This is a genomic window from Pseudomonas sp. BNK-45 (genome assembly GCF_047456255.1).
Taxonomy (GTDB): Bacteria; Pseudomonadota; Gammaproteobacteria; order Pseudomonadales; family Pseudomonadaceae; genus Aquipseudomonas.
Window position 1 is genome coordinate 2911747 of record NZ_CP179909.1, and the last position, 19894, is coordinate 2931640.

General features: G+C 66.2%; 20 protein-coding genes. 7 read left to right on the forward strand and 13 right to left on the reverse strand.

Annotation, left to right across the window (positions count from 1 at the left end; genetic code table 11):
• Positions 1-291: 291 nt before the first annotated feature.
• The 3 genes from dsbG to dsbD are packed head-to-tail and all read right to left on the reverse strand — an operon-like array spanning position 292 to position 3649.
• Positions 292-1059 carry a thiol:disulfide interchange protein DsbG gene (dsbG, locus tag ACMGG8_RS13665; RefSeq protein WP_060844253.1) on the reverse strand — a complete coding sequence of 256 codons (768 nt, stop codon included), beginning with the start codon at positions 1057-1059 and terminating at the stop codon, positions 292-294.
• Positions 1035-1898 (reverse strand): TlpA disulfide reductase family protein, encoded by an 864-nt coding sequence (locus ACMGG8_RS13670; protein ID WP_060840359.1) that lies wholly within the window; start codon positions 1896-1898, stop codon positions 1035-1037. The genes dsbG and ACMGG8_RS13670 overlap by 25 nt, the downstream gene beginning before the upstream one ends.
• A complete protein-coding gene (gene dsbD / locus ACMGG8_RS13675) occupies positions 1898-3649 on the reverse strand; it encodes a protein-disulfide reductase DsbD (RefSeq protein WP_414159716.1) in 1752 nt (583 codons plus the stop codon). Before dsbD ends, ACMGG8_RS13670 begins: the two co-directional genes overlap by 1 nt.
• Positions 3650-3804: 155 nt before the next feature.
• Here dsbD and ACMGG8_RS13680 point away from each other — a divergent pair, with 155 nt between their 5' ends.
• The 4 genes from ACMGG8_RS13680 (at position 3805) to ACMGG8_RS13695 (ending at position 8131) form a co-directional block, all read left to right on the forward strand.
• Entirely contained in the window at positions 3805-4482 is a 678-nt protein-coding gene (locus ACMGG8_RS13680) for a response regulator (RefSeq protein ID WP_060840357.1), read from the forward strand.
• Positions 4483-5808 carry an ATP-binding protein gene (locus tag ACMGG8_RS13685; protein WP_115580608.1) on the forward strand — a complete coding sequence of 442 codons (1326 nt, stop codon included), beginning with the start codon at positions 4483-4485 and terminating at the stop codon, positions 5806-5808.
• 603 nt (positions 5809-6411) lie between these two features.
• Entirely contained in the window at positions 6412-7824 is a 1413-nt protein-coding gene (locus tag ACMGG8_RS13690) for an aspartate aminotransferase family protein (RefSeq protein ID WP_060840355.1), read from the forward strand.
• Between the two features lie 82 nt (positions 7825-7906).
• Entirely contained in the window at positions 7907-8131 is a 225-nt protein-coding gene (locus ACMGG8_RS13695) for an MbtH family protein (protein ID WP_060840354.1), read from the forward strand.
• Between the two features lie 425 nt (positions 8132-8556).
• Here the strand turns inward: ACMGG8_RS13695 and ACMGG8_RS13700 are convergent, their stop codons facing one another.
• From ACMGG8_RS13700 to ACMGG8_RS13745, 10 genes are all read right to left on the reverse strand, one after another.
• Entirely contained in the window at positions 8557-9384 is an 828-nt protein-coding gene (locus ACMGG8_RS13700) for a class I SAM-dependent methyltransferase (RefSeq protein WP_060844249.1), read from the reverse strand.
• Positions 9385-9749: 365 nt separating this feature from the next.
• Positions 9750-10733 carry a metal ABC transporter solute-binding protein, Zn/Mn family gene (locus ACMGG8_RS13705; RefSeq protein ID WP_414159717.1) on the reverse strand — a complete coding sequence of 328 codons (984 nt, stop codon included), beginning with the start codon at positions 10731-10733 and terminating at the stop codon, positions 9750-9752.
• A complete protein-coding gene (locus ACMGG8_RS13710; RefSeq protein WP_011062450.1) occupies positions 10734-11633 on the reverse strand; it encodes a metal ABC transporter permease in 900 nt (299 codons plus the stop codon).
• Complete coding sequence (locus ACMGG8_RS13715; RefSeq protein ID WP_414159718.1) at positions 11633-12376, reverse strand: metal ABC transporter ATP-binding protein; 744 nt, start codon at positions 12374-12376, stop codon at positions 11633-11635. The genes ACMGG8_RS13710 and ACMGG8_RS13715 overlap by 1 nt, the downstream gene beginning before the upstream one ends.
• Positions 12373-13302 (reverse strand): metal ABC transporter substrate-binding protein, encoded by a 930-nt coding sequence (locus ACMGG8_RS13720; protein ID WP_414159719.1) that lies wholly within the window; start codon positions 13300-13302, stop codon positions 12373-12375. The genes ACMGG8_RS13715 and ACMGG8_RS13720 overlap by 4 nt, the downstream gene beginning before the upstream one ends.
• A gap of 28 nt (positions 13303-13330) precedes the next feature.
• Complete coding sequence (locus tag ACMGG8_RS13725; RefSeq protein WP_414159720.1) at positions 13331-13903, reverse strand: DUF6162 family protein; 573 nt, start codon at positions 13901-13903, stop codon at positions 13331-13333.
• Complete coding sequence (locus ACMGG8_RS13730) at positions 13900-14202, reverse strand: hypothetical protein (RefSeq protein ID WP_414159938.1); 303 nt, start codon at positions 14200-14202, stop codon at positions 13900-13902. Before ACMGG8_RS13730 ends, ACMGG8_RS13725 begins: the two co-directional genes overlap by 4 nt.
• A 31-nt stretch (positions 14203-14233) precedes the next feature.
• Positions 14234-14776 (reverse strand): thiamine pyrophosphate-binding protein, encoded by a 543-nt coding sequence (locus ACMGG8_RS13735; RefSeq protein ID WP_414159721.1) that lies wholly within the window; start codon positions 14774-14776, stop codon positions 14234-14236.
• Positions 14773-15996 (reverse strand): PepSY-associated TM helix domain-containing protein, encoded by a 1224-nt coding sequence (locus ACMGG8_RS13740; RefSeq protein ID WP_414159722.1) that lies wholly within the window; start codon positions 15994-15996, stop codon positions 14773-14775. Before ACMGG8_RS13740 ends, ACMGG8_RS13735 begins: the two co-directional genes overlap by 4 nt.
• A 309-nt stretch (positions 15997-16305) precedes the next feature.
• Positions 16306-16773 carry a VOC family protein gene (locus ACMGG8_RS13745; RefSeq protein WP_414159723.1) on the reverse strand — a complete coding sequence of 156 codons (468 nt, stop codon included), beginning with the start codon at positions 16771-16773 and terminating at the stop codon, positions 16306-16308.
• 283 nt (positions 16774-17056) lie between these two features.
• Between ACMGG8_RS13745 and ACMGG8_RS13750 the strand changes: the two genes are divergently transcribed.
• From ACMGG8_RS13750 to ACMGG8_RS13760, 3 genes are all read left to right on the forward strand, one after another.
• Positions 17057-18280: an SfnB family sulfur acquisition oxidoreductase gene (locus ACMGG8_RS13750; protein ID WP_414159724.1), complete on the forward strand. Its 1224-nt coding sequence runs from the start codon at positions 17057-17059 to the stop codon at positions 18278-18280.
• Positions 18281-18284: 4 nt separating this feature from the next.
• On the forward strand, positions 18285-18950 hold the full coding sequence (locus ACMGG8_RS13755) for a methionine ABC transporter permease (RefSeq protein ID WP_060844239.1): 666 nt from the start codon (positions 18285-18287) through the stop codon (positions 18948-18950).
• A gap of 80 nt (positions 18951-19030) precedes the next feature.
• Positions 19031-19801, forward strand: a complete 771-nt coding sequence (locus ACMGG8_RS13760; protein ID WP_060844238.1) for a MetQ/NlpA family ABC transporter substrate-binding protein — start codon at positions 19031-19033, stop codon at positions 19799-19801.
• Positions 19802-19894 lie beyond the last annotated feature (93 nt).

Below are 19894 nucleotides of genomic sequence, written 5' to 3' on the forward strand. Positions count from 1 at the left end.
GGCGCCCATCGCAAGGACGCTTTCGCCGGCAAGCCGGCTCCACAGAGGCTGCACAATGGCGAGGTGTTCACCTGCTGTCGTAGGAGCTGGCTTGCCAGCGAAGGGGCCCGCAAGTCAGGCGCCCATCGCAAGGACGCTTTCGCCGGCAGGCCGGCTCCTACAGAGGCTGCCCAATGGCGAGGTGTTCACCTGCTGTCGTAGGCGCTGGCTTGCCAGCGAAGGAGCCCGCAAGCCAGGCGCCCGTCGCAAGGACGCTTTCGCCGGCAAGCCGGCTCCTACAGGGGCGGGGATTTATTTCGGGCCGAGGATCTGCGTCAGCTTGCTCGGGGCCGGGGCGCCCTGCTGTTGTTGCAAGTCGCCCTTGTCGTCGAGGTAGAAGATCGCCGGGGTCGCCGACAGCTCCAGTTCTTCCATCAGTTTCATGTTGGCGTCGAGCTTGGCCTGCACGGCCGCGGGAATGCTCGCCAGGGGTTTCAGGGCGCTGCCCTTGCCGGCTTTCTCATGCTCTTGCAGGGCCTGTTGCGGGTCCTTGGCGGCCAGCAGGGCGGCGGATTTGCCCGGGCTGTCTTCGCGGATGATGCCCACCATGATATGCCGCAGCTGCACCTTGCCGGCTTTGACCCAGGGCCGGGCCTGCTCCCAGAACATGTTGCAGTAGGGGCAGTTGGGGTCGCTGAACAGGTAGACGATGCGCGGTGCGTCGTCCTTGCCATCGGCGATCCAGTTGCTTTTGTCCAGCTTGTTCCAGACTTCCTTGGCCATCGGTGCGTAGACCAGCTTCTGCAAGGGTTCGGCGCTCAGGTCCTTGCCGTCGGCGTCGTACAGGTTGCCCAGCAGCACGTGCTTGCCGTCCGGGGTCAGGTACAGGGTCATGCCACGGTTCTGGTACTGCGCGGCGTAGCCCTTGAGGCCATCCGGGGCATCGAAGCTGCCGATGATCTTGGCGCCTTTTTCTTCGATCTTGCGGATCGGTGCGGGCAGTTCTTCGGCCTGCAGCAGCGGCGCGTTGAGCAGGGCTGCGCCCAGGGACAGGCTCAGCAGGTGGCGGATGAAGGGCATGGCAGTTTCCTTGCAGGGGCGACCGGGGTCGGATGGGCGTCGTCGAAGTTTTCCAGGGCGCGGGCCAGGCTGGCTTCCGAGAGTTCACCCAGGTGACTGCTCAGCAGGCGGCCGTCGGCGCTGTAGAACAGTGTAGTGGGCAGGGCCATGGAGCCCACGGCCTGGCCCAGGCGGCCGCCGCTGTCGAAGAGTACGTTGTCCAGGTTGAGTTCCTGGGTGGCGAGGAAGGTGGCCACGCTTTGCATGCTTTCGCCCTGGTTGACGAACAGGAAGGTCAGGTCCGGACGTTGCTGCTGGGCGCGCTCCAGGACCGGCATTTCTCGCCGGCACGGCGGGCACCAGGTGGCCCAGAGGTTGATCACCAGTGGCCCACCCTGGTAGTCGGTGAGTTGCACGGTGTCGCCGGTGGCATTGCGCAGGGGCATTTCCGGCAGGCGGGTGCCCTGGTCGTAGAGCGTCAGGGACAGGCTGGCCAGCAGCCAGAAGGCCAGGCCGCTGGCGATACCGGCGCCCAGCGGGCGGCGCAGCGGTGGGCGTTTCCAGCCCCAGGCCAGGGCCGCCAGGAGCATGAAGATGACCCCCGGCCAGGCCAGGAAGCCGCCGTCGCGCAGGTCGATGATCAGCCACAGGTTGTGCTGGTAGTGCTTCCAGTAAGCGATGACGAAGCAGATCCGCGCCGCGAGCATGCCCAGCAGGAACAGCATGAACAGTACCGATTCCGGGTTGTCGCCGCCGCGCTTGGCCACCCGCCAGCCCACCAGGGTGGCCAGGGCCAGGGCACTGATCAGCAGCAGGTGGTTGAGGGCGATGGCGAAGGTGCCGATGGTAAAGGTCAGCATCAACGGGCTTCCCGGGTCTGGGTCCAGCGTTGCAGGAAGGTGTTGGCATCCACTTCACCGGTGATGCGCTGGCTGCGGCGTTCGCTGCCGTCCGGGCCGATCCACAGCATGCTCGGTGGCCCCGGCACCTTGTAGCGGCCCAGCAGTTCGCGGCCGTCGGCGTTGTCCAGGGTCACGTCCAGGCGCAGCAGGCGCACGTCCTTCAGGGCGTCGAGGACTTGGGGCTGGTCGAACACGGTTTTCTCCATGATCTTGCAGGACACGCACCAGTCGGCGTAGTAGTCCAGCAGCACCCATTGGCCCTGGGCCTGGGCGCTGTCCAGGGCACGTTGCAGCTCGCCGGGCGACTTGACGGTGGTGAAGGCATCGTGGGCGGTGGCGCTGCTGGCCACGCTGCCACCGCTGTAGACCTTCAGCGGTCGCCACAGGTCATCGCTGCCACCGGCGGCGCCCACCAGCAGCACGCTGCCCCACAGGCCGAACAGCACGGCGGCGGCGCCGAACAGGTGCAGCAGGCGCCCGGCGATGGCCCGTTGCTGCCAGGCGCAATAGGCCAGTACCAGGGCCAGGGCGCCCCACAGACCGATCCACAGGCTGGTGTCGAGCACCGGGCGCAACATATAGATAGCGGTGCCCAGGAACAGGAAGCCGAACACACCCTTGAGCAGGTTCATCCAGGGCCCCGGCTTGGGCAGGAAGCGGTTGCCCAGGGTCACCAGCAACAGTAGCGGCAGGCCAATGCCCAGGCCCAGGGCGAACAGCGCCAGGCCGCCAAACAGGGCATTGCCGGTCTGGGCGATGTACAGCAGGCCACCGGCCAGGGGCGCGGTCATGCACGGGCCCACCAACAGCGCCGACAGGGCGCCGAGAGCGCCACAGCCGATCAGGCTGCCGCCCTGGCGCTGGCGGCTGGCGCCCTCCAGGCGGTCGCGCAGAAACGCCGGCATTTGCAGTTCAAAGAAGCCGAACATCGGCAGCGCCAGCAGCACGAACAGCGCGGCGAAGCTGCCCAGCACCCAGGGCTGTTGCAACCAGGCCTGCAGGTTGCTGCCCAGCAGGGCGGCGATCACCCCCATGCCGGCATACACCAGGGCCATGCACAGCACGTAGCTGGAGGCCAGGGCCAGGCCCCGACGCGGGCTGGCGCCGCTGCCGACCACGATCCCCGCGAGGATCGGCAGCATCGGCAGTGAGCAAGGGGCGAAGGCCAGCAGCAGGCCGAAGCCGAAGAAGGCCAGCAGGCCCAGGCCCCAGGATTTTTGTTGCAGGTCGTTGGCCAGCAGTTGGTCCTGGGCCGTGCCGTTGCCGGTTGCGGCGCTGTTGCCGGCAGCAACGGCGGGGGCGCCCCCCAGGTTGACTTCCAGGGTCTGTGGCGGGTAGCACAGGCCGGCGTCGGCGCAGCCCTGCCAGCCCAGCTTGACCTTGCCGCTGGCGGCTGCCGGCAGCTTCACTTCCAGGCCCTGGCGATACACCGTCTGTTCGCCGAAGAACTCGTCGCTGTGGTGTTCGCCGTCCGGCAGGGCCGGCTGATGGTCCTGGGCCAGGCCGTCGAACTTCAGGCGTTTCTGGTACAGGTAGTAGCCGTCGGCAATCTGCCAGAACAGCTGGGTTTCCCCGGAAGGCAGGCGCTCGGAGGTGAAGGTGAAGGCCTTGTCCACCGGCAGGAAGTCAGGCTTGACCTCGAACGGATTGTTGCCGGCTTCTGCCAGGGTGGTGAACAGCATAAACAGCAAGATGAGCAATCGACGCATGGTCAAGCCTTAAACCGGTGCAAGTGGGAAGCACAATGGCGGGTCCTGATTAACCGATGATTAACCATACTTGGGTTGTTGCAGGGCGGCGCCGGGCATAATGTCCGCTTAATCCGCTGCCTGCCTAATCAACGCCTTTCGTTACAGGACCGACCATGCACGTACTTGTCTGTGAAGATGATGAGCTGATTGCCAGCGGAATAGTCGCCGGCCTCACGGCCCAGGGCCTGACGGTCGAGCATGTGGCCTCTGCCTCAGCGGCACGGGCGATGCTCGGCGTGGCCGATTTCGACGTGATGGTACTGGACTTGGGCCTGCCGGATGAAGATGGTTTGAAGTTGCTCAAGCAACAGCGCCAGCAGGGCCTGGAGATTCCGGTGCTGATCCTCACCGCCCGCGACTCGGTGACCGATCGGGTCGACGGCCTGCAGGCCGGGGCCGACGATTACCTGCTCAAGCCCTTCGACCTGCGGGAACTGGCGGCGCGCCTGCACACCCTGTTGCGTCGGGTGGCGGGGCGCAGCGTCAACCTGATCGAGCACGGGCGCCTGACCTACGACCCCAGCACCCGGGAAACCCGCCTGGGCGGCGAACCGGTGGACCTGTCCCGGCGCGAACAGGCGCTGCTCCAGGCCCTGCTGCACAACCGCGGCCGGGTGCTGTCCAGCGAACAGCTCAAGGACAGCGTCTACGGGTTCAACGATGAGCTGGAAAGCAACGCCCTCAACGTGCACATCCACCACCTGCGGCGCAAACTCGGCAACGGCATCGTCGAGACGGTGCGCGGCCTGGGCTATCGCCTAGGGCCGGCCGATAGCCAGGAGAAGTCATAAGTGAGGAGCCTGCGCCTGCGCCTGAGCGTGACCCTGGGCGCCGCCTTCATTCTGATCTGGACCCTGGCCGCGGCCTGGATGCTCAGCGATCTGCGCAATCAGATGATGTTTTCCCTGGACCAACGCCTGGTGGCCTCGGCGCGCATGGTGGCCGGCCTGCTGGAACAGATGCCGGCGCTGCCTTCCGACACCCACGCCCATCCCATTGCCAGCGCGGCCTTGACCATTCCCGGGGGCATGGCCTGTCAGGTCAGCTCCCTGCGCGGGCAGGTCCTGGCCCGCAGCCACAGCACGCCTGAACACACCCTGGAAGCCGAGAAGCTGGGCTTTCACGACCAGATGATCGACGGCGCGCCCTGGCGCACCTTCACCCTGGTGCGCGGTGATCTGCGCATCACCACCGCCGACCGCCAGGTGGAACGCGAAGCCCTGAACATGTCGGTGCTGCTGGCCGCTTCGGTGCCGGTGGGGGTGGCCTTGCTGGGCTGTCTGTGGCTGTTGTGGCTGGGCATCGGCCAGAGCCTGGCGCCGCTGAACCGGATTCGCGACGCGCTGATGCGCCGTAGCGCCGATTCCCTGGAACCGTTGCAGATCCGGCCCATGCCCAGCGAATTGCGGCCGCTGGTGGACACCCAGAACCAGCTGTTCCAGCGCATCGCCAAGACCATCGAGCGCGAACGCCGGCTGACTGGTGATGCCGCCCATGAATTGCGCAGCCCGCTGACCGCGATCAAGACCCACCTGCAGGTGGCGCGCATGACCGACGGTGCGGCCCGGGATCAATCCCTGGCCCGGGCCGAGGAGGGCGCCGACCGCCTGCATCGGACCCTGGAACAACTGCTGTTGCTGGCTCGGGTCGAGGGCAGCCTGTCGTTTGATGACGGCGTGCACTGCAATGCCGAGCAAGTGGTTCGCCTGGCAATCCAGGATGCCGCCGTGGGCGCCCGGCAGCGGGTCAAGGTGCACCTGGGAGAGCACGCCGCCGAGGCCCCGGTGGCCATGCCCTCGACCCTGGCGATTGCCGCCTTGCGCAACCTGTTGGACAACGCCCTGCGCCACACCCCGCAAGACTGCCCGGTGGAGTTGAACCTGGAGCTGGTGGCCGGTCGCCTGCGTTTCCAGGTGCGTGACCATGGCCCGGGGATTGCCCAGGAAGACCTGCAGCACCTGACCCAGCGCTTCTGGCGCAACAGCCAGAGCACGGGGTGCGGACTGGGCCTGGCGATTGTCCAGGCCATCGTCCAGCGCTGCGGCTGCGAGCTGAACTTCGACAGCCGTCCTGACGGCCTGCGGGTCGAACTGACCCTGCCTGCCCACCCCGCCTGACCCATCACCGCCCGCCGCAGGCGCTGGCTTGCCAGCGAAGGGGCCCGTGAGACCGTTTTCGCCAGCAAGCTGGCTCCTACAGGGCCTTGTACGTTCCGCCTGCCCACCGTAGGAGCTGGCTTGCCAGCGAAGAGGCCCTTGAGACCGCCTTCGCCAGCAAGCTGGCTCCTACAGGGCCTTTTACGTCCCGCCTGCCCACCGTAGGAGCTGGCTTGCCAGCGAAGGGGCCCGTGAGACCGACTTCGCCAGCAAGCTGGCTCCTACGGGGCCTTGTACGTTCCGCCTGCCCACCGTAGGAGCTGGCTTGCCAGCGAAGGGGCCCTTGAGACCGCCTTCGCCAGCAAGCTGGCTCCTACAGGGCCTTGTACGTTCCGCCTGTCCACCGTAGGAGCTGGCTTGCCAGCGAAGAGGCCCTTGAGATCGCCTTCGCCAGCAAGCTGGCTCCTACGGGGCGGTATGTGCAATTTCCTCGCCCTGGGGTGTAAATCCCGACATCGCTGGTGCGTTTTTAGAACAGGAAAACCTGTCAGTGTGCACCCGCGCTTGGGCTGCGCATTCGGCCGGTGGCCGTTTTGCTCAAATTGCAGCGCGAGGGTTCGAGACATGTCAGCCGTTACCAGCCTTATGGACGATCAGCCGGTGGCCCTTGCCGCCATCCCGGCCGAGACGCTTTACCAGTTCGACGAGTCGCCCCTGCTGGCCCGTCAGAACCGTCAGGAATCCAATGCCCGCAGCTACCCACGGCGCATCCCCCTGGCCCTGAAGCGGGCCAGTGGCATTCATGTCGAGGATGTCGAAGGCCGGCGTTTCATCGATTGCCTGGCCGGTGCCGGGACCCTGGCCCTGGGCCACAACCACCCGGTGGTGATCGCCGCGATCCGGCAGGTACTGGCCGATGAACTGCCGCTGTTGACCCTGGACCTGACCACCCCGGTCAAGGACCAGTTCGTCCAGGACCTGTTCGGCCTGTTGCCCGAGGCCCTGGCCACCGAAGCCAGGATCCAGTTCTGCGGCCCCACCGGCACCGACGCCGTGGAAGCCGCGTTGAAACTGGTGCGCACCGCCACCGGGCGCAGCACCGTGCTGTCGTTCCAGGGCGGTTACCACGGCATGAGCCAGGGCGCGCTGAGCCTGATGGGCAGCCTGGGGCCCAAGCGGGCCCTGGCCGGCTTGCTCAACAACGGTGTGCAGTTTCTGCCGTTCCCCTACGACTACCGTTGCCCGTTCGGGCTCGGTGGCGCCGAGGGGGTCAAGGTCAACCTGCATTACCTGGAAAACCTGCTGAACGATCCTGAAGCGGGCGTGGCCCTGCCGGCGGCGGTGATCGTCGAGGCGGTGCAGGGCGAGGGCGGGGTGATCCCGGCGGACCTGGACTGGCTGCGAGGGTTGCGGCGTATCACCGAGCAGGCCGGGGTGGCGCTGATCGTCGATGAAATCCAGAGCGGCTTCGGTCGCACCGGCAAGATGTTCGCCTTCGAGCACGCCGGGATCATTCCCGATGTGGTGGTGATGTCCAAGGCCATCGGCGGCAGCCTGCCGCTGGCGGTGATGGTCTATCGCGACTGGCTCGACACCTGGCAGCCGGGGGCGCACGCGGGCACCTTCCGCGGCAATCAGATGGCCATGGCCACCGGTTCCGCGGTGATGCGCTACCTCAAGGAACAGCGGCTGCCCGAACACGCGGCGGCCATGGGGCAGCGTTTGCGCGAGCACCTGCTGATCCTGCAGCGCGACTACCCGCAACTGGGGGATGTCCGTGGCCGTGGCCTGATGCTCGGCGTGGAACTGGTGGACCCGGCCGGCGCGCCGGACGCCCAGGGCCATCCGCCACAGCATTTGCGCCTGGCTCCCCTGGTGCAGCGTGAATGCCTCAAGCGCGGCCTGATCCTCGAGCTGGGCGGGCGCCATGGCAGCGTGGTGCGCTTCCTGCCGCCGCTGATCATCAGCGCGGCGCAGATCGATCAGGTGGCGGACATCTTCAGCAAGGCAGTGGCCGCCGCGGTGGCCAGCCTCTAATTTTTTTTGGCCCTGATTCGTTCCTTCTACACAACCGCCGCGCCTGGGGTGCGGCGTCCCTAATCAGCGATGGAGACAAGCAATGACTTCCGTATTCGACCGCGAGGACATCCTGTTCCAGGTGGTGGTCAACCACGAAGAGCAATACTCGATCTGGCCCGACTACAAGGCCGTGCCGCAAGGCTGGCGCACCGTGGGCAAGAGCGGTTTCAAGAAGGAGTGCCTGGCCTACATCGAAGAAGTCTGGACCGACATGCGCCCCCTGAGCCTGCGCCAGAAGATGGACCAGCAGCCCGTGGCCGGCTGATCTGTAGCCGCTGCTGAGCCACGGCGAAGCTGCGCAAAGGGCCGCAGGCCCTTTTGCGTTCTCAAGAGCAGCGCCTCCTGCGGAGTCGTTCGCAGCCTGCGGCAGCGGCTACAGAAATCCGGATCGAGATTATTGCTGTAGCCGCTGCTGAGCCACGGCGAAGCTGCGCAAAGGGCCGCAGGCCCTTCAGCGTTCTCAAGAGCGGCGCCTCCTACGGAGCCGTTCGCAGCCTGCGGCAGCGGCTACAAAACCCGGATCGAGATTGTTGCTGTAGCCGCTGCTGAGCCACGGCGAAGCTGCGCAAAGGGCCGCAGGCCCTTCAGCGATCTCAAGAGCAGCGCCTCCTACGGAGTCGTTCGCAGCCTTCGGCAGCGGCTACAAAGGCGCTGGCGTCTTGAGCTTGACGGGGTTTTCATGCCCGGCGATCAGGCACTGCGCTTGACGGCCTGTAGGGTGTAGCTCAGTGGCAGGCGCCATGGCGCTTGCTTGAGTCGCCATTCGCCGCGTTCATCCACCACCATCTGCCCGGGCAGGGCCTCCCAGGGAATGCTCTGGTGCTCCACCAGCCCGGTGATTTCCAGGCCCTGGGCCAGCAAGGCGCTGATGATTTCCCCCAGGCCGTGGTTCCATTCGTGGGTCACCGTGGCCTTGAGGCTGCTTTCGGTTTGCACGTAGGTGTTTTCGTCTTCCCAGACCAGCGGCTCGCTGCGTTCGAAGTAGGGGTATTCCACCCGCAGCGAGTCGCTGTGATCTTCATTCAGGGCCCAGAGCATCGGGTGCCCTTCGCGGATAAACAGCCGGCCACCGGGCTTGAGCAGGGCGCCGACGGTCTGTGCCCAGCGCTCGATGCTCGGCAGCCAGCACAGCGCGCCGATGCCGGTGTAGACCAGATCGAAGCTGCCCTTTGGCAACACCTCGGCGGCCAGGAACACGTCCGACTCGTGGTAGTCGATGGGTGTATGGCAGCGCTGGGCCAGGGTCCGGGCTTCAGCCAGGGACGCCGAGGAAAAATCCAACCCGCTCATCTGCGCGCCGAGGCGGGCCAGGGACAGGGTGTCGGTGCCGATATGGCATTGCAGATGCACACCGCGCAGGCCCTGGATGTCGCCCAGCAGGGGGCGGTCGAACTGCACCACGTCGGAGAGAAACTGCGGGTCATCGACGAAGCGCTGCACCGCGTAATCCGCCGAGGCGGCGTGCAAGGGCGCGCGTTCGTCCCAATTGGTCTTGTTGAGTGTCAGGTATTCGCTCATGGCGTGGGTGTCCTGTCTGGGCATTTTTGCGAAGCGCAGACTAGCACCGGGCAATGAGCACAATCTTGAGCAAATATGTAAGCGGCCCCTGATGCGGCGGTAGCCGCTGCAGAGCCATGGCGAAGCTGCGCAAAGGTCCGCAGGACCTTGCCTGGCGATTGTCTGTCGAGCGCCGCGTCCCTGCGCCGGAGTGCCGCCCAGGCCGTTCGCAGCCTGCGGCAGCGGCTACAACAGCCCGGATCGAGATGGATGCTGTAGCCGCTGCTGAGCCATGGCGAAGCTGCGCAAAGATCCGCAGGACCTTGCCTGGCTATCGCCCGCCGAACGCCGCGTCCCTGCGGGCCGTTCGCGGCCTGCGGCAGCGGCTACAAGGCCAGGGCCTGGGTGACTTTTTGCAGGTTGCCTTCCAGTTCGCCGAGCGGGTCGGCGCTGTCGGTTTCCAGCACCAGCAACTGGCTGCCACCGGCGCTGATGGCGGCTTTCAGTGCCTCGGACGGCTGGCGGTGGTGCAGGACCAGTGCCACGTCGTTGTCCTTGAGCCGGGCTTGCAGCTTCTGCAGGGCTTCGGGCGTCCATTCGTTGTCGGCGCGGGCGTCGACTTCCACCAGCTCCAGGTTCAGGCCGCTGACCAGATAGCCAAAGTGCTCGGAGAGGCTCAGCACGCTGAGGTTGTCGGCCTCGGCCAGGCGCGCTTCGCTGTCGGCGCTGAGTTTCAGCAGGCGTTGTTTCAGCCCCGCCAGGTTGCGCTCGATCTGGGGCTTGGCTTCGGGGGCCAGGCGTGCCAGGTCGGCGGCGAGCACATCCGCCATGCGCCCCAGGTTGTTGCTGGACAGCCAGGGCTGGGCGTTGAGCCCGTCGCTCTTGCCCGGTTGCAGGGCCACCCCGGGCAGGGCGCCATCCACCGGGCGGGCGGCATCGATCTCGACGATGCGGATGTTGCTGCGCCGGGCGTTGGGGTACAGCGGGTCGTCCGGCCAGATCGAGCGCAAGCCGATCACCGCGTCGGCATCCAGCGCCAGCTTGCTCAGGGCCGGGGCGCCGCGCCCGGTGAAATAGGCGGTCTGCCGCGAGCCGGGGAGGTTGGCCGGGGCCGCCCGCTCCAGCTTGATGGGGGTGCCTTGCAGCAGGATCTGCCCCAGGCCGAAGGTCACCGGCAGCGAGGCCAGCACCGTCAGCGGTTTCTGCGAGGCGGCGCTGTGCAGCGCGGTATTGCCCATGCCATGGCTGGCGACCACGCGCATTGGTTCGAAGTGGTCGCGCTCGGCCAGGGCCGGGGTGCTGATCAGGCCGCCGAGGATCAGGGCCAGGCTCAGCTGACGCAATGACAAGTGACGCAGTGAACTGTGCATTTATCCGATATTCCCTTTCAGGCTGGGGACGGTGCCGCGGGCGATGGCGGCCAGGGCGAAGGCCACGCCGGCCACCAGGATGATGGCCGCGCCGGAGGGCACCGGCAGGTCGAAGACGATCGGCAGCAGGATGCCGCACAGGGTGCTGACAGTGGCGATGCTCACCGAGATCCAGAAAAAGCCCTTGAGCGACTGGCTGAGCAGGCGGGCGGCAGCGGCCGGAATCACCAGCAGCGCGCCCACCAGGATCGCGCCGATGACCTTGACCGCCGCCACAGTGATCAGGGTCACCAGGATCACGAACAGGTAGTCCAGGGTCTTCACCGCCACCCCGCGCACCGCCGCCAGCTGCGGGTTGAAGCTGGCCAGCATGATGCGGTTGTACAGCGGCAGGCTCAGGCCCAGCACCAGGGCGCCGACGATCAACAGCACCAAAAGATCGTTGCCGTTGACCGTGAGCACCGAGCCGAACAGCACGTTCTCCAGGATGTGCACGTTGATTTTGCCGGCCAAGATCAGCAGCAGGCTGGCGCCCAGGGCCAGGGACACCGAGAGAAACACCCCGATCAGGGTGTCCGGGGCCAGCCCGGTGCGGTTGCGCAGGTAGTTGAGGAGGATGCCGAACAGCAGGCAGTAACCGAACAGGCTGCCGTAGGGACCGGTGTAGGGCTCGCCCAGCAGGATGCCGATGGCCACCCCGGTCAGTGCCGCGTGGCCCACGGCTTCGGAGAAGAAGGCGAAGCGCTTGACCACCACCAGGGTCCCCAGGCCACCGAGCACCGGCCCGATCAGCAGGCCGGCCAGCAGCGCATTGACCACGAACCCGTAGGCCAGGGCTTCGGGCAGGTAGCCGGCCGAGGCCCAGCCCTGGACCATCAGGCGAAAAGCTTCATAGGTCATCAGGCAGCGCTCCCGGCGGCTCGTGGATGGGTGGAGAACAGACTGAGCAGGCGCTCCGGGGTCAGGGTCTGTTGCGCTGGGCCGTCGAACAGCACCCGGCGGTTGAGGCCGGTGACCCGGACTGCCAGGCGGCCCACGGCTTCCAGGTCGTGCTCGATCCACAGCAGGGTGATACCGCTCTGGCGCCAGTCGTGGAGCAGGCGTTCGAAGACCTGGATCCCGGCCTCGTCCAAGGCCGACATCGGTTCGTCCAGCACCAGCAGTTGCGGGGCCGGGATCAGCCCCTGGGCCAGCAGCACCCGCTGGCGTTCACCGCCGGACAGGGCGCCCATGCGTCGCTTGCGCTTGTCCTGCATGCCGACCCGTTCCAGGGCGTCGCCAATCGCCTGGGCGAAATGCCGGCTCAGGCCGAGGAAGGCCGGGCGCCGCTGGCACATGGCGGCCATGAAGTCGTCCACGGTCATCGGCAGGCCACGGTCGAATTCCAGGGCCTGGGGCACGTAGCCGATGGTGCCGGGAGCGCCGGGCCATTGCAGGCGCAGTTGGCCCTGGTGCGGCATCTGCCCCAGCAGGGTCTTGATCAGCGAGCTCTTGCCGCCGCCGTTGGGGCCCACCAGCGCGTGCACGCTGCCGGGCTGCACCTGGAAGGTCACGCGGTCGAGGATGGTGGTGCGGCCCAGGGTCAGGCCGACCTGGTTGAACTCGACGGCCGGACCGCGCAGCAGGGTTTCGATGGCGGTCATGCCCCGGCCTCCTGGATGGCCCGGACCACGGTGTCGAGGTTGCCCTGCATTTCCTTCTCGTACTTGTCGGCGCTGTAGTCGCCGTAGGAAATGTGCGACAGCGGGTAGAGCTTGACCCCGGACTCACGCTGGATGGTGTCGACGTAGGTGGAGGGGAAGTCCATCTCCGAGAAGATCACCTTGACGTCCAGCTCGCGCAGTTGGTCGATGGTCTTCTTCAACTGGCTGGGGCTGGGCTCGATGCCGTGGGCCGGTTCCACCACCGCGGTGACTTGCAGGCCGAACTCGCGCAGCAGGTAGTCGTAGGCGGCGTGCACCGTGGCCACCCGCAGGTCGGCGTTGGGCGCCTGGGTCAGCTTGGCCAGGGCGTCGGCGCGCAACTGGCGCAGGCGCTTGCCGTAGGCCCGGGCGTTCTGGGTGTAGGTCTTGGCGTTGGCCGGGTCCAGCTTGCCCAGCTCGCGGGCGATGTTGTTGACCTGGGCGATGGACGCGCTGATGGAGAGAAAGGTGTGCGGGTTGACCACCTTGCCGGCGCCCCGGGCGGCGACCCCGGTGGCGGCCAGCAGCGGCACGTTCTCGTTGGCTTCGATCAGTGGGATGTTCGGGCGCTCGCTGGCGGCGATCATGCGATCGGCGAAGTCATCGTGGCCCACGCCGTTGAGGACGATCACGTCCAGGCTGCCGATGCGCTTGATGTCCTCGGCCCGAGGCTCGTAGGCGTGGGGGTTGAAGCCGGCGGGAATCAGCGGCACCACCTCGGCCTTGTCGCCGACGATGTTCGTCACGTAGCTGTAGTAGGGATGCAGGGTGATGCCGATGCGCAGGCGTTTGGCTGGATCGGCGCTGACCAGCGGGCTGAGCGTCAGGGCCAGCAGGCCGATCAGCAGCCCCCGCAGAAAGGGACGGCGTTGCGATGAAATGGACATGGGCAAGCGTTCTTCTCTCGGAATGGGTTCAGTGGCGATGCTGGCGGGTCACTCCGGCATCGAATTGCGCGACCACCTGTTGCCAGCCGGCGGCGGCCAGCCTGGCGTCGCTGAGATCGACAGGCAGGGGGACGGACGGGTTGCGGTTGAGCCAGATGTCCACCTTGGCCTGATTCTCGGTATCCAGGCGCATCAGGAAGGAGCCGGCCACTTGCGGGTTCTGGCTCAGGCCCAGGTAGGCCTGTTCGTGCAATTGCCAGGCGTGGCCGCCACGGCTGATCGAACTGGCGTCCTGGGCGAAGGGGGCGAAGCCTTCCGCGGCCAGTTCCTCGGGCGTCGGCAGGCTCTGGTGTTCGGCGTGCAGCAGGTGGATCTCGTCGAGGGTCACCCGCAGGTCGGCATAGATCCCTTGCTCGCCGGCGCTGAGGTCGCGACGGGCGTCCAGTTGGTGGCTGGCGACGCTGGCGGTTTCGACTGTTTCGCCGCGCCACAGCACCACGCTGCCGGCGACACACAGAATCAGCAGGCACAGCAACAGGACGTAGAGGGTTTCGTGGCCGGCGCCGGCGGGGCGCACGACCTGGGTGGTGGCAGGAGTCATGGGGCCTCGATATCCGCTTGGTCGATCTCGACCACGTGGCCGGGGCCTGCATCGAACAGCACGTAGAACTCGCTCGATGGCTTCTTGAAGGTCAGGGTCGAGTCGCTGCCTAGCTTGCCCGGCACGAGGATGGTTTCGTCGTAGCCGATCACGTCCAGGGTCACTCCCGGCGCGCCGCTGCCATCGGAAAAACCGCCGGTGCAGCGGATCTGCTCGGCGTCGATGGCCTTGCATTCGCACATCGGGTTGTGGGCCAGGGCGCTGTGGCTGAAGGCGCCGGCCAGCAGCAACAGGGCCAGGGCGCCAAGGCGCCGGGGGGGACTGCGCGGGTCATCGTGTGCCTCCTTGTTTTTCGAGCCAGGCCACGGTGGCGGGCGAGGCCTGGCTCAGGGGAATGGATGCCTGGTGCATGCTGCCGTCCCAGCCTTCCAGGGTGATCCACAGCTCGGCGTCGGCTTTGGTCTTTTCCGGAATCGGCAGGCTGGCGCCCATGCGGTACGGGCTGCCGAAGAAGATCACCCCGGCGGCCCGCAGGCTGCGGGGCTTGCCGATGCGCAGGTAGGTCGCCTTGACCGGTTCGATGCAGGCCTGGCACAGGGCGGCGTTGAAGCTTTTCAGGTAGCCGGCGGGGCCATCGCTGCGGGGCGCTTCGTTGCGCATCTCGGCCAGACGCAGGCTCCAGGGGCCGACCTGGATTTCACCGATCTCCCGTTCCCCCAGGCCGCTGTCGCCGCGAAACAACGAGGCATCGGCGAGGTACTTGGGCATGAAGCCCAGGGGGATCAGCAACAGCAGGATGTTCAGGTGAAAGCGCCATTTATGCCAAAGCCGGCTCAGCTGCGAAGGCGCGGTTGCGCTGTGGGTCTGGCTCACGGGTGGCTCTCCGAAGTTTCGATGCTCATGGCCGGGGTGGGCGTCGGTACGGGTTTGCTCGCGGGACGCGCCCGGGCGGCCTTCTCCTCACGCTTGAGGGCGTTGGCGGTGGCCAGGGCGGTGCGCTTGGTCCAGATCAACAGCCCGCTGAGGACCATCATGCTCAGCACCAGGCCGAAGAAGAACCAGATCAGCTTGACCCAGATCCCGCCAAAATCTCCGGTGTGCAGCGGGCGCATGGACTCGGTGACGAACTCCAGGGTGTTGCGGTCCCCCAGCAGGTGAGAGGTGTCCAGGGAGCCGGTGTAGGGGTTGATGTTGGCGGTCTGGTACATCAGCGGGTACCAGCCACGACCGCCTACGTACAGGTGGCTGTAGGCATTGCTTGGCAGGCTGACGAAGCTGATGTCGAAACCGGGGATCTTCTGGGTGGCGATGCCGATGGCCTGGTCCAGGCCGATCATCGGCGCGGGGCTGCCGTCGGTGGTGGTCGGCACCTGCTCCCGGGCGATGACCGGAACAATGGGTTGGCTGGAAATGCTGATGTGGTTGTCGGCGAGCACGGCCTCGATCAGGAACCAGATGCCGGTGATCGAGATCACCGTGATAAACCAGATGGACCAGATGCCGCTCAGGCGGTGGAAGTCGCCCCAGAAGATCCGTGCCCCATGGCGCAGGCGCAGGGTCGGCTTGAGAAAGCCCTTCCAGAACTTCTTGTAGACCACCAGCCCGGTGATCAACGAAATCAGCAGCGGCAGGCCGAGGAACGACACCAGGTACCAACCCCAGCTGTAGCCGTTGGTGAAGGGCACCAGCCACCAGCCATGCAGGGCCCGGGTGAAGCCCTGGAAGTCGAACACTGGGCTGGTGCCCTGGATCGCCCCGGTGTAGGGGTTGACGTACAGCGTTGGGGACCGGCCGTCCGGGTAGCTGACGCTGACACTCAGGGCGAAATGGCTTTCGTCCGGGGTCACGATGGTATCGATGCGGGTGCTGGGGTCGGCCTGCTTGATGGCCGCCACGATCTGGTCGTAATTGAGCGGCTGGGCATCATCGCTGCGTTTACTGGCTCGGATATCCGGATTGGCCAGCCACACGATCTCCTGGCTGACCACCGCCAGGGTGCCGGTGACACAGACGATCAGCACAAAGAACCAGATGGGCAGGGCCAGCCAGCTGTGCACCAGAAACCAGATTTTTGAACGGGACTTCTTCGACATGGAGTGGGCGTCTTGATTCGAGGAGTGGAGCGGCACTGGAACCTTCGGCCGGCCCCGGGGCAAAACACCCGGGGCATAGCCGTGGCCAACGCGGCCTGCTGCATCTAATTAAGACGAATGAGAATCGTGAATCCTGAAAGGCGATATGAAAGTAAATGTTACGAAGCTGGGAAAACCTGGTGAAAGCCGCTGTTTTACCGATTTGGCCAATGCCCGTGGCCCTGTAGGAGCGGGCTTGTCCGCGAAGTGGCCCGCAAGGGCGCCTTCGCCGGCAAGCCGGCTCCTACAGGCCTTGGCTGGCTGGAAGGCTCAGCCGGCCTGTTGCTGGAACATCTCCCGCGCCCGCCGGGCGATTTCCTCGGCGCTCAGCGTTTCCTTGCGGCTGGCCAGGAACCACACATGGCCGAACGGATCGCGCAGGCTGCCGCTGCGGTCGCCGTAGAACTGGTCCTTGACCGCCGACACCTCGGTGCCGCCGGCGGCAATCGCCCGGGCGAAGCTGCTGTCGACATCTTCCACATACAGGTGCAGTCCGACCGAGGTCTTGTGGGTGTCCGGGCTGTCCATCGGGGTTTGTTCGCAGGGGCTGCCGAGCATGATGGCCGAGCCGCCGATGCGCAGTTCGGCATGGCCAACGCTACCGTCGGGCATGTCCAGGCGCATGCTTTCCTCGGCGCCGAAGGCCTGCTTGTAGAACTCGATGGCCTCGGCGGCGCGCTTGATGCCCAGGTACGGCGTGACGCCGCTGAAGCCTTCGGGAATGGGTTTGACGCTCATCTGGGGTTCTCCTTGATGTTGTCTGGGGCAAACCGGTCCGTCGCCGGATCGAGCCGCTTTCACTCTATACCCGGGTATCCCCGGCACTGGCATGGACCGACGAGGTGTCGTCCGGGCAACAGCATTTCACTGTTGGCCCGGCAACAGTGCTCCAGCAATTTGTCCGGTGGCCCGCTGGGCAATCCCCTGCTACGGCCGGTAAACCCTTGAATTCAAAGGCCCGATCTTTCGGCACAGAAGCTGCAATGACAGCCCGCAACCTTCATCCGCCCGAGAGCGCTGTATGTCTTCTTTGCCTGAATCCGCCTTTTATCCCCTGCACACTCCCGCCGCCCAGGTGATCCGCGATGGCGCCGAGGCCCTGGCCGTGGCCCGGCAAGTGGCGGCGGTCCTGCTGGAGCAGGACGCCGAACGCGACCGCAGTCGCCAGGTGCCGGTGGAACTGCTTGACCTGTATTCCAACAGTGGCCTGTGGGGCATCAGCGTGCCGCGGGAGTTCGGCGGCGCCCAGGTGTCCTACGCGGTACTGGCCGAGGTGATCGCGATCATTTCCGCCGCCGATCCGTCCCTGGGGCAGATCCCGCAGAACCATTACTGCCTGCTGGAAGACATCCGCCTGCAGGGCACCCCGGAGCAGCAGGCGCACTTTTTCGCCCTGGCCCTGCAAGGCCATCGCTTTGCCAATGCGCTGTCGGAAACCGGCGGCAAGAACGTGCAGGACATCCAGGCCAGCATCCGTCGTTCAGGTGACGGTTATGTGATCAACGGCCGCAAGGGCTACTGCACCGGCTCGCTGTATGCCCACTGGCTGGCGGTGCTGGCCCTGGATGAACAGGGCCGGGGTCAGCTGGCCTTCGTGCCCCGGGGCAGCGCGGGGCTGGCGGTGCTCGACGACTGGGACAGCATCGGCCAGCGCACCACCTCCAGCGGCACGGTGCTGGCACAAGACCTCAAGGTGCCGGCCTTCAATGTGTTCCCCACTTACCGCTCCTATGAGCGTCCGACCCTGGCCGGGCCCTTCGCCCAACTGACCACGGCGGCCATCGACGCCGGGATTGCCCGGGCGGCGCTGCGCGACACCGTCGACTTCGTCACCGAGCACGCCCGGCCATGGATCGATGCCGGGGTGGACAAGGCCGGCGACGATCCGCTGACCATCATTCAGGTGGGGGCCCTGGACATTCGCCTGGAGGCCGCCGAAGCCTTGCTGGAGCGCGCTGGTCTGGCCCTGGACGCGGCGCGTCCGGCCCCCGATGAAGACAATGTCGCCCTGGCTTCCGTAGCGGTGGCCCGGGCCAAGGTGCTGACCACCGAGATCGCCATCGAGGCCAGCAACAAGCTGTTCGAACTGGGCGGCACCCGCTCGACCCTCAAGCGCCACAACTTCGACCGCCACTGGCGCAATGCCCGGGTCCACACCCTGCATGACCCGGTGCGCTGGAAGTACCACGTGGTGGGCAACTGGCTGCTCAACGGCATCAAGCCGCCGCGTCACGACTGGTCCTGACGCCATGGCCGAATGGTTCAAGCACCTCTACTGGGCCGACATCGCCCAGGCCTGTCTCGACACCCTGAGCATGCTCGGGGCGGCCCTGGGCTTCACCGTGTTGCTGGGGCTGCCCCTGGGGGTGTTGCTGTTTCTCACCGGCAAGCGCCAGCTGCACGAAACCCCTGGCCTGTATCGGCTGCTGTCGTTGATCGTCAACGTGCTGCGCTCCTTGCCCTTCATCATCCTGCTGATCGTGCTGATTCCCCTGACCACCCTGCTGGTGGGCACCTCCCTCGGCGTGCCGGGGACCATCCCGCCGCTGGTGGTGGGCTGCACGCCGTTCTTCGCCCGGCTGGTGGAAACCGCCCTGCGGGAAGTGGACCACGGGGTGGTGGAAGCGACCCAGGCCATGGGCGGCAGCACCTGGCAGATCATCCGCCACACCCTGTTGCCCGAAGCCCGGGGCGGCCTGCTGGCGGCGGTCACGGTGACCGCCATCGTGCTGGTGGACTACACCGCCATGGCCGGGGTGATCGGTGGCGGCGGCCTTGGCGACCTGGCGATCCGTTACGGCTACCAGCGCTTCCAGACCGACGTGATGCTGGTCACCGTGATCCTGCTCCTGGTGCTGGTGCAGGGCCTGCAGATGACCGGCGACCGCCTGGTGGCGCACTACAGCCGACGTTGACCCGACGTATTCACAACCTGAAAAAACCGGCCTCACGTGCACCCCACGACGGCTGTCCGTATCTGCCTTAGGAGCAACCCATGAACAAGATCCTGGCCATCCTGGCCGCCGTACTGTCCTTGAGTGTCCACGCCAACGAGAAGCTGGTGGTGGGGGCCACCCCGGTGCCCCACGCCGAGATCCTCGAATTCGTCAAACCCGAGTTGGCCAAGGAAGGCGTGGACCTGGACATCAAGGTCTTCACCGACTTCATCCAGCCCAACCAGCAACTGGCCCTGAAGAACCTCGACGCCAACTACTACCAGTACCGGCCGTTCCTCGATGATTTCAACAAGACCCGGCACACCGACCTGGTGCCGGTGGTGGGGGTGCACATCGAGCCCTTCGGCGCCTATTCCACCAAGATCAAGACCATTGCCGAGCTCAAGGACGGCGCCACGGTGTCGATTCCCAACGACCCGGTGAACACCGGCCGCGCCCTGGTGCTGCTGCACGAAGCCGGGCTGATCAAGCTCAAGGACCCGAGCAACACCCTGGCCACCCAGCGCGACATCCTCGACAACCCCAAGCACCTGAAGATCCGTGAGCTGGAAGGCGCCTTGCTGGCCCGTTCGGTGAGCCAGGTGGACCTGGCGTTCGTCTTCGCCAACTACGCCCTGGAGGCCGGGATCGACACCAACAGCGCGCTGATCGTGGAGAAGGGCAAGGACCTGTACATCGAGTTTTTGGTGGCCCGTGCGGACAACCGCGACGACCCGCGGATCCAGAAACTGGCCAAGGCGCTGAACTCCGACGCCGTGCGCCAATTCATCCTGACTCGCTACAAGGGCCAGATCGCCCCCGGCTTCTGACCACCGCCCGATCCCCGGTTGCTACGAAGAGGCGGATTGTAGGAGCTGGCTTGCCAGCGAAAAGGCGCGCGAGATCGCCTTCGTCGGCAAGCC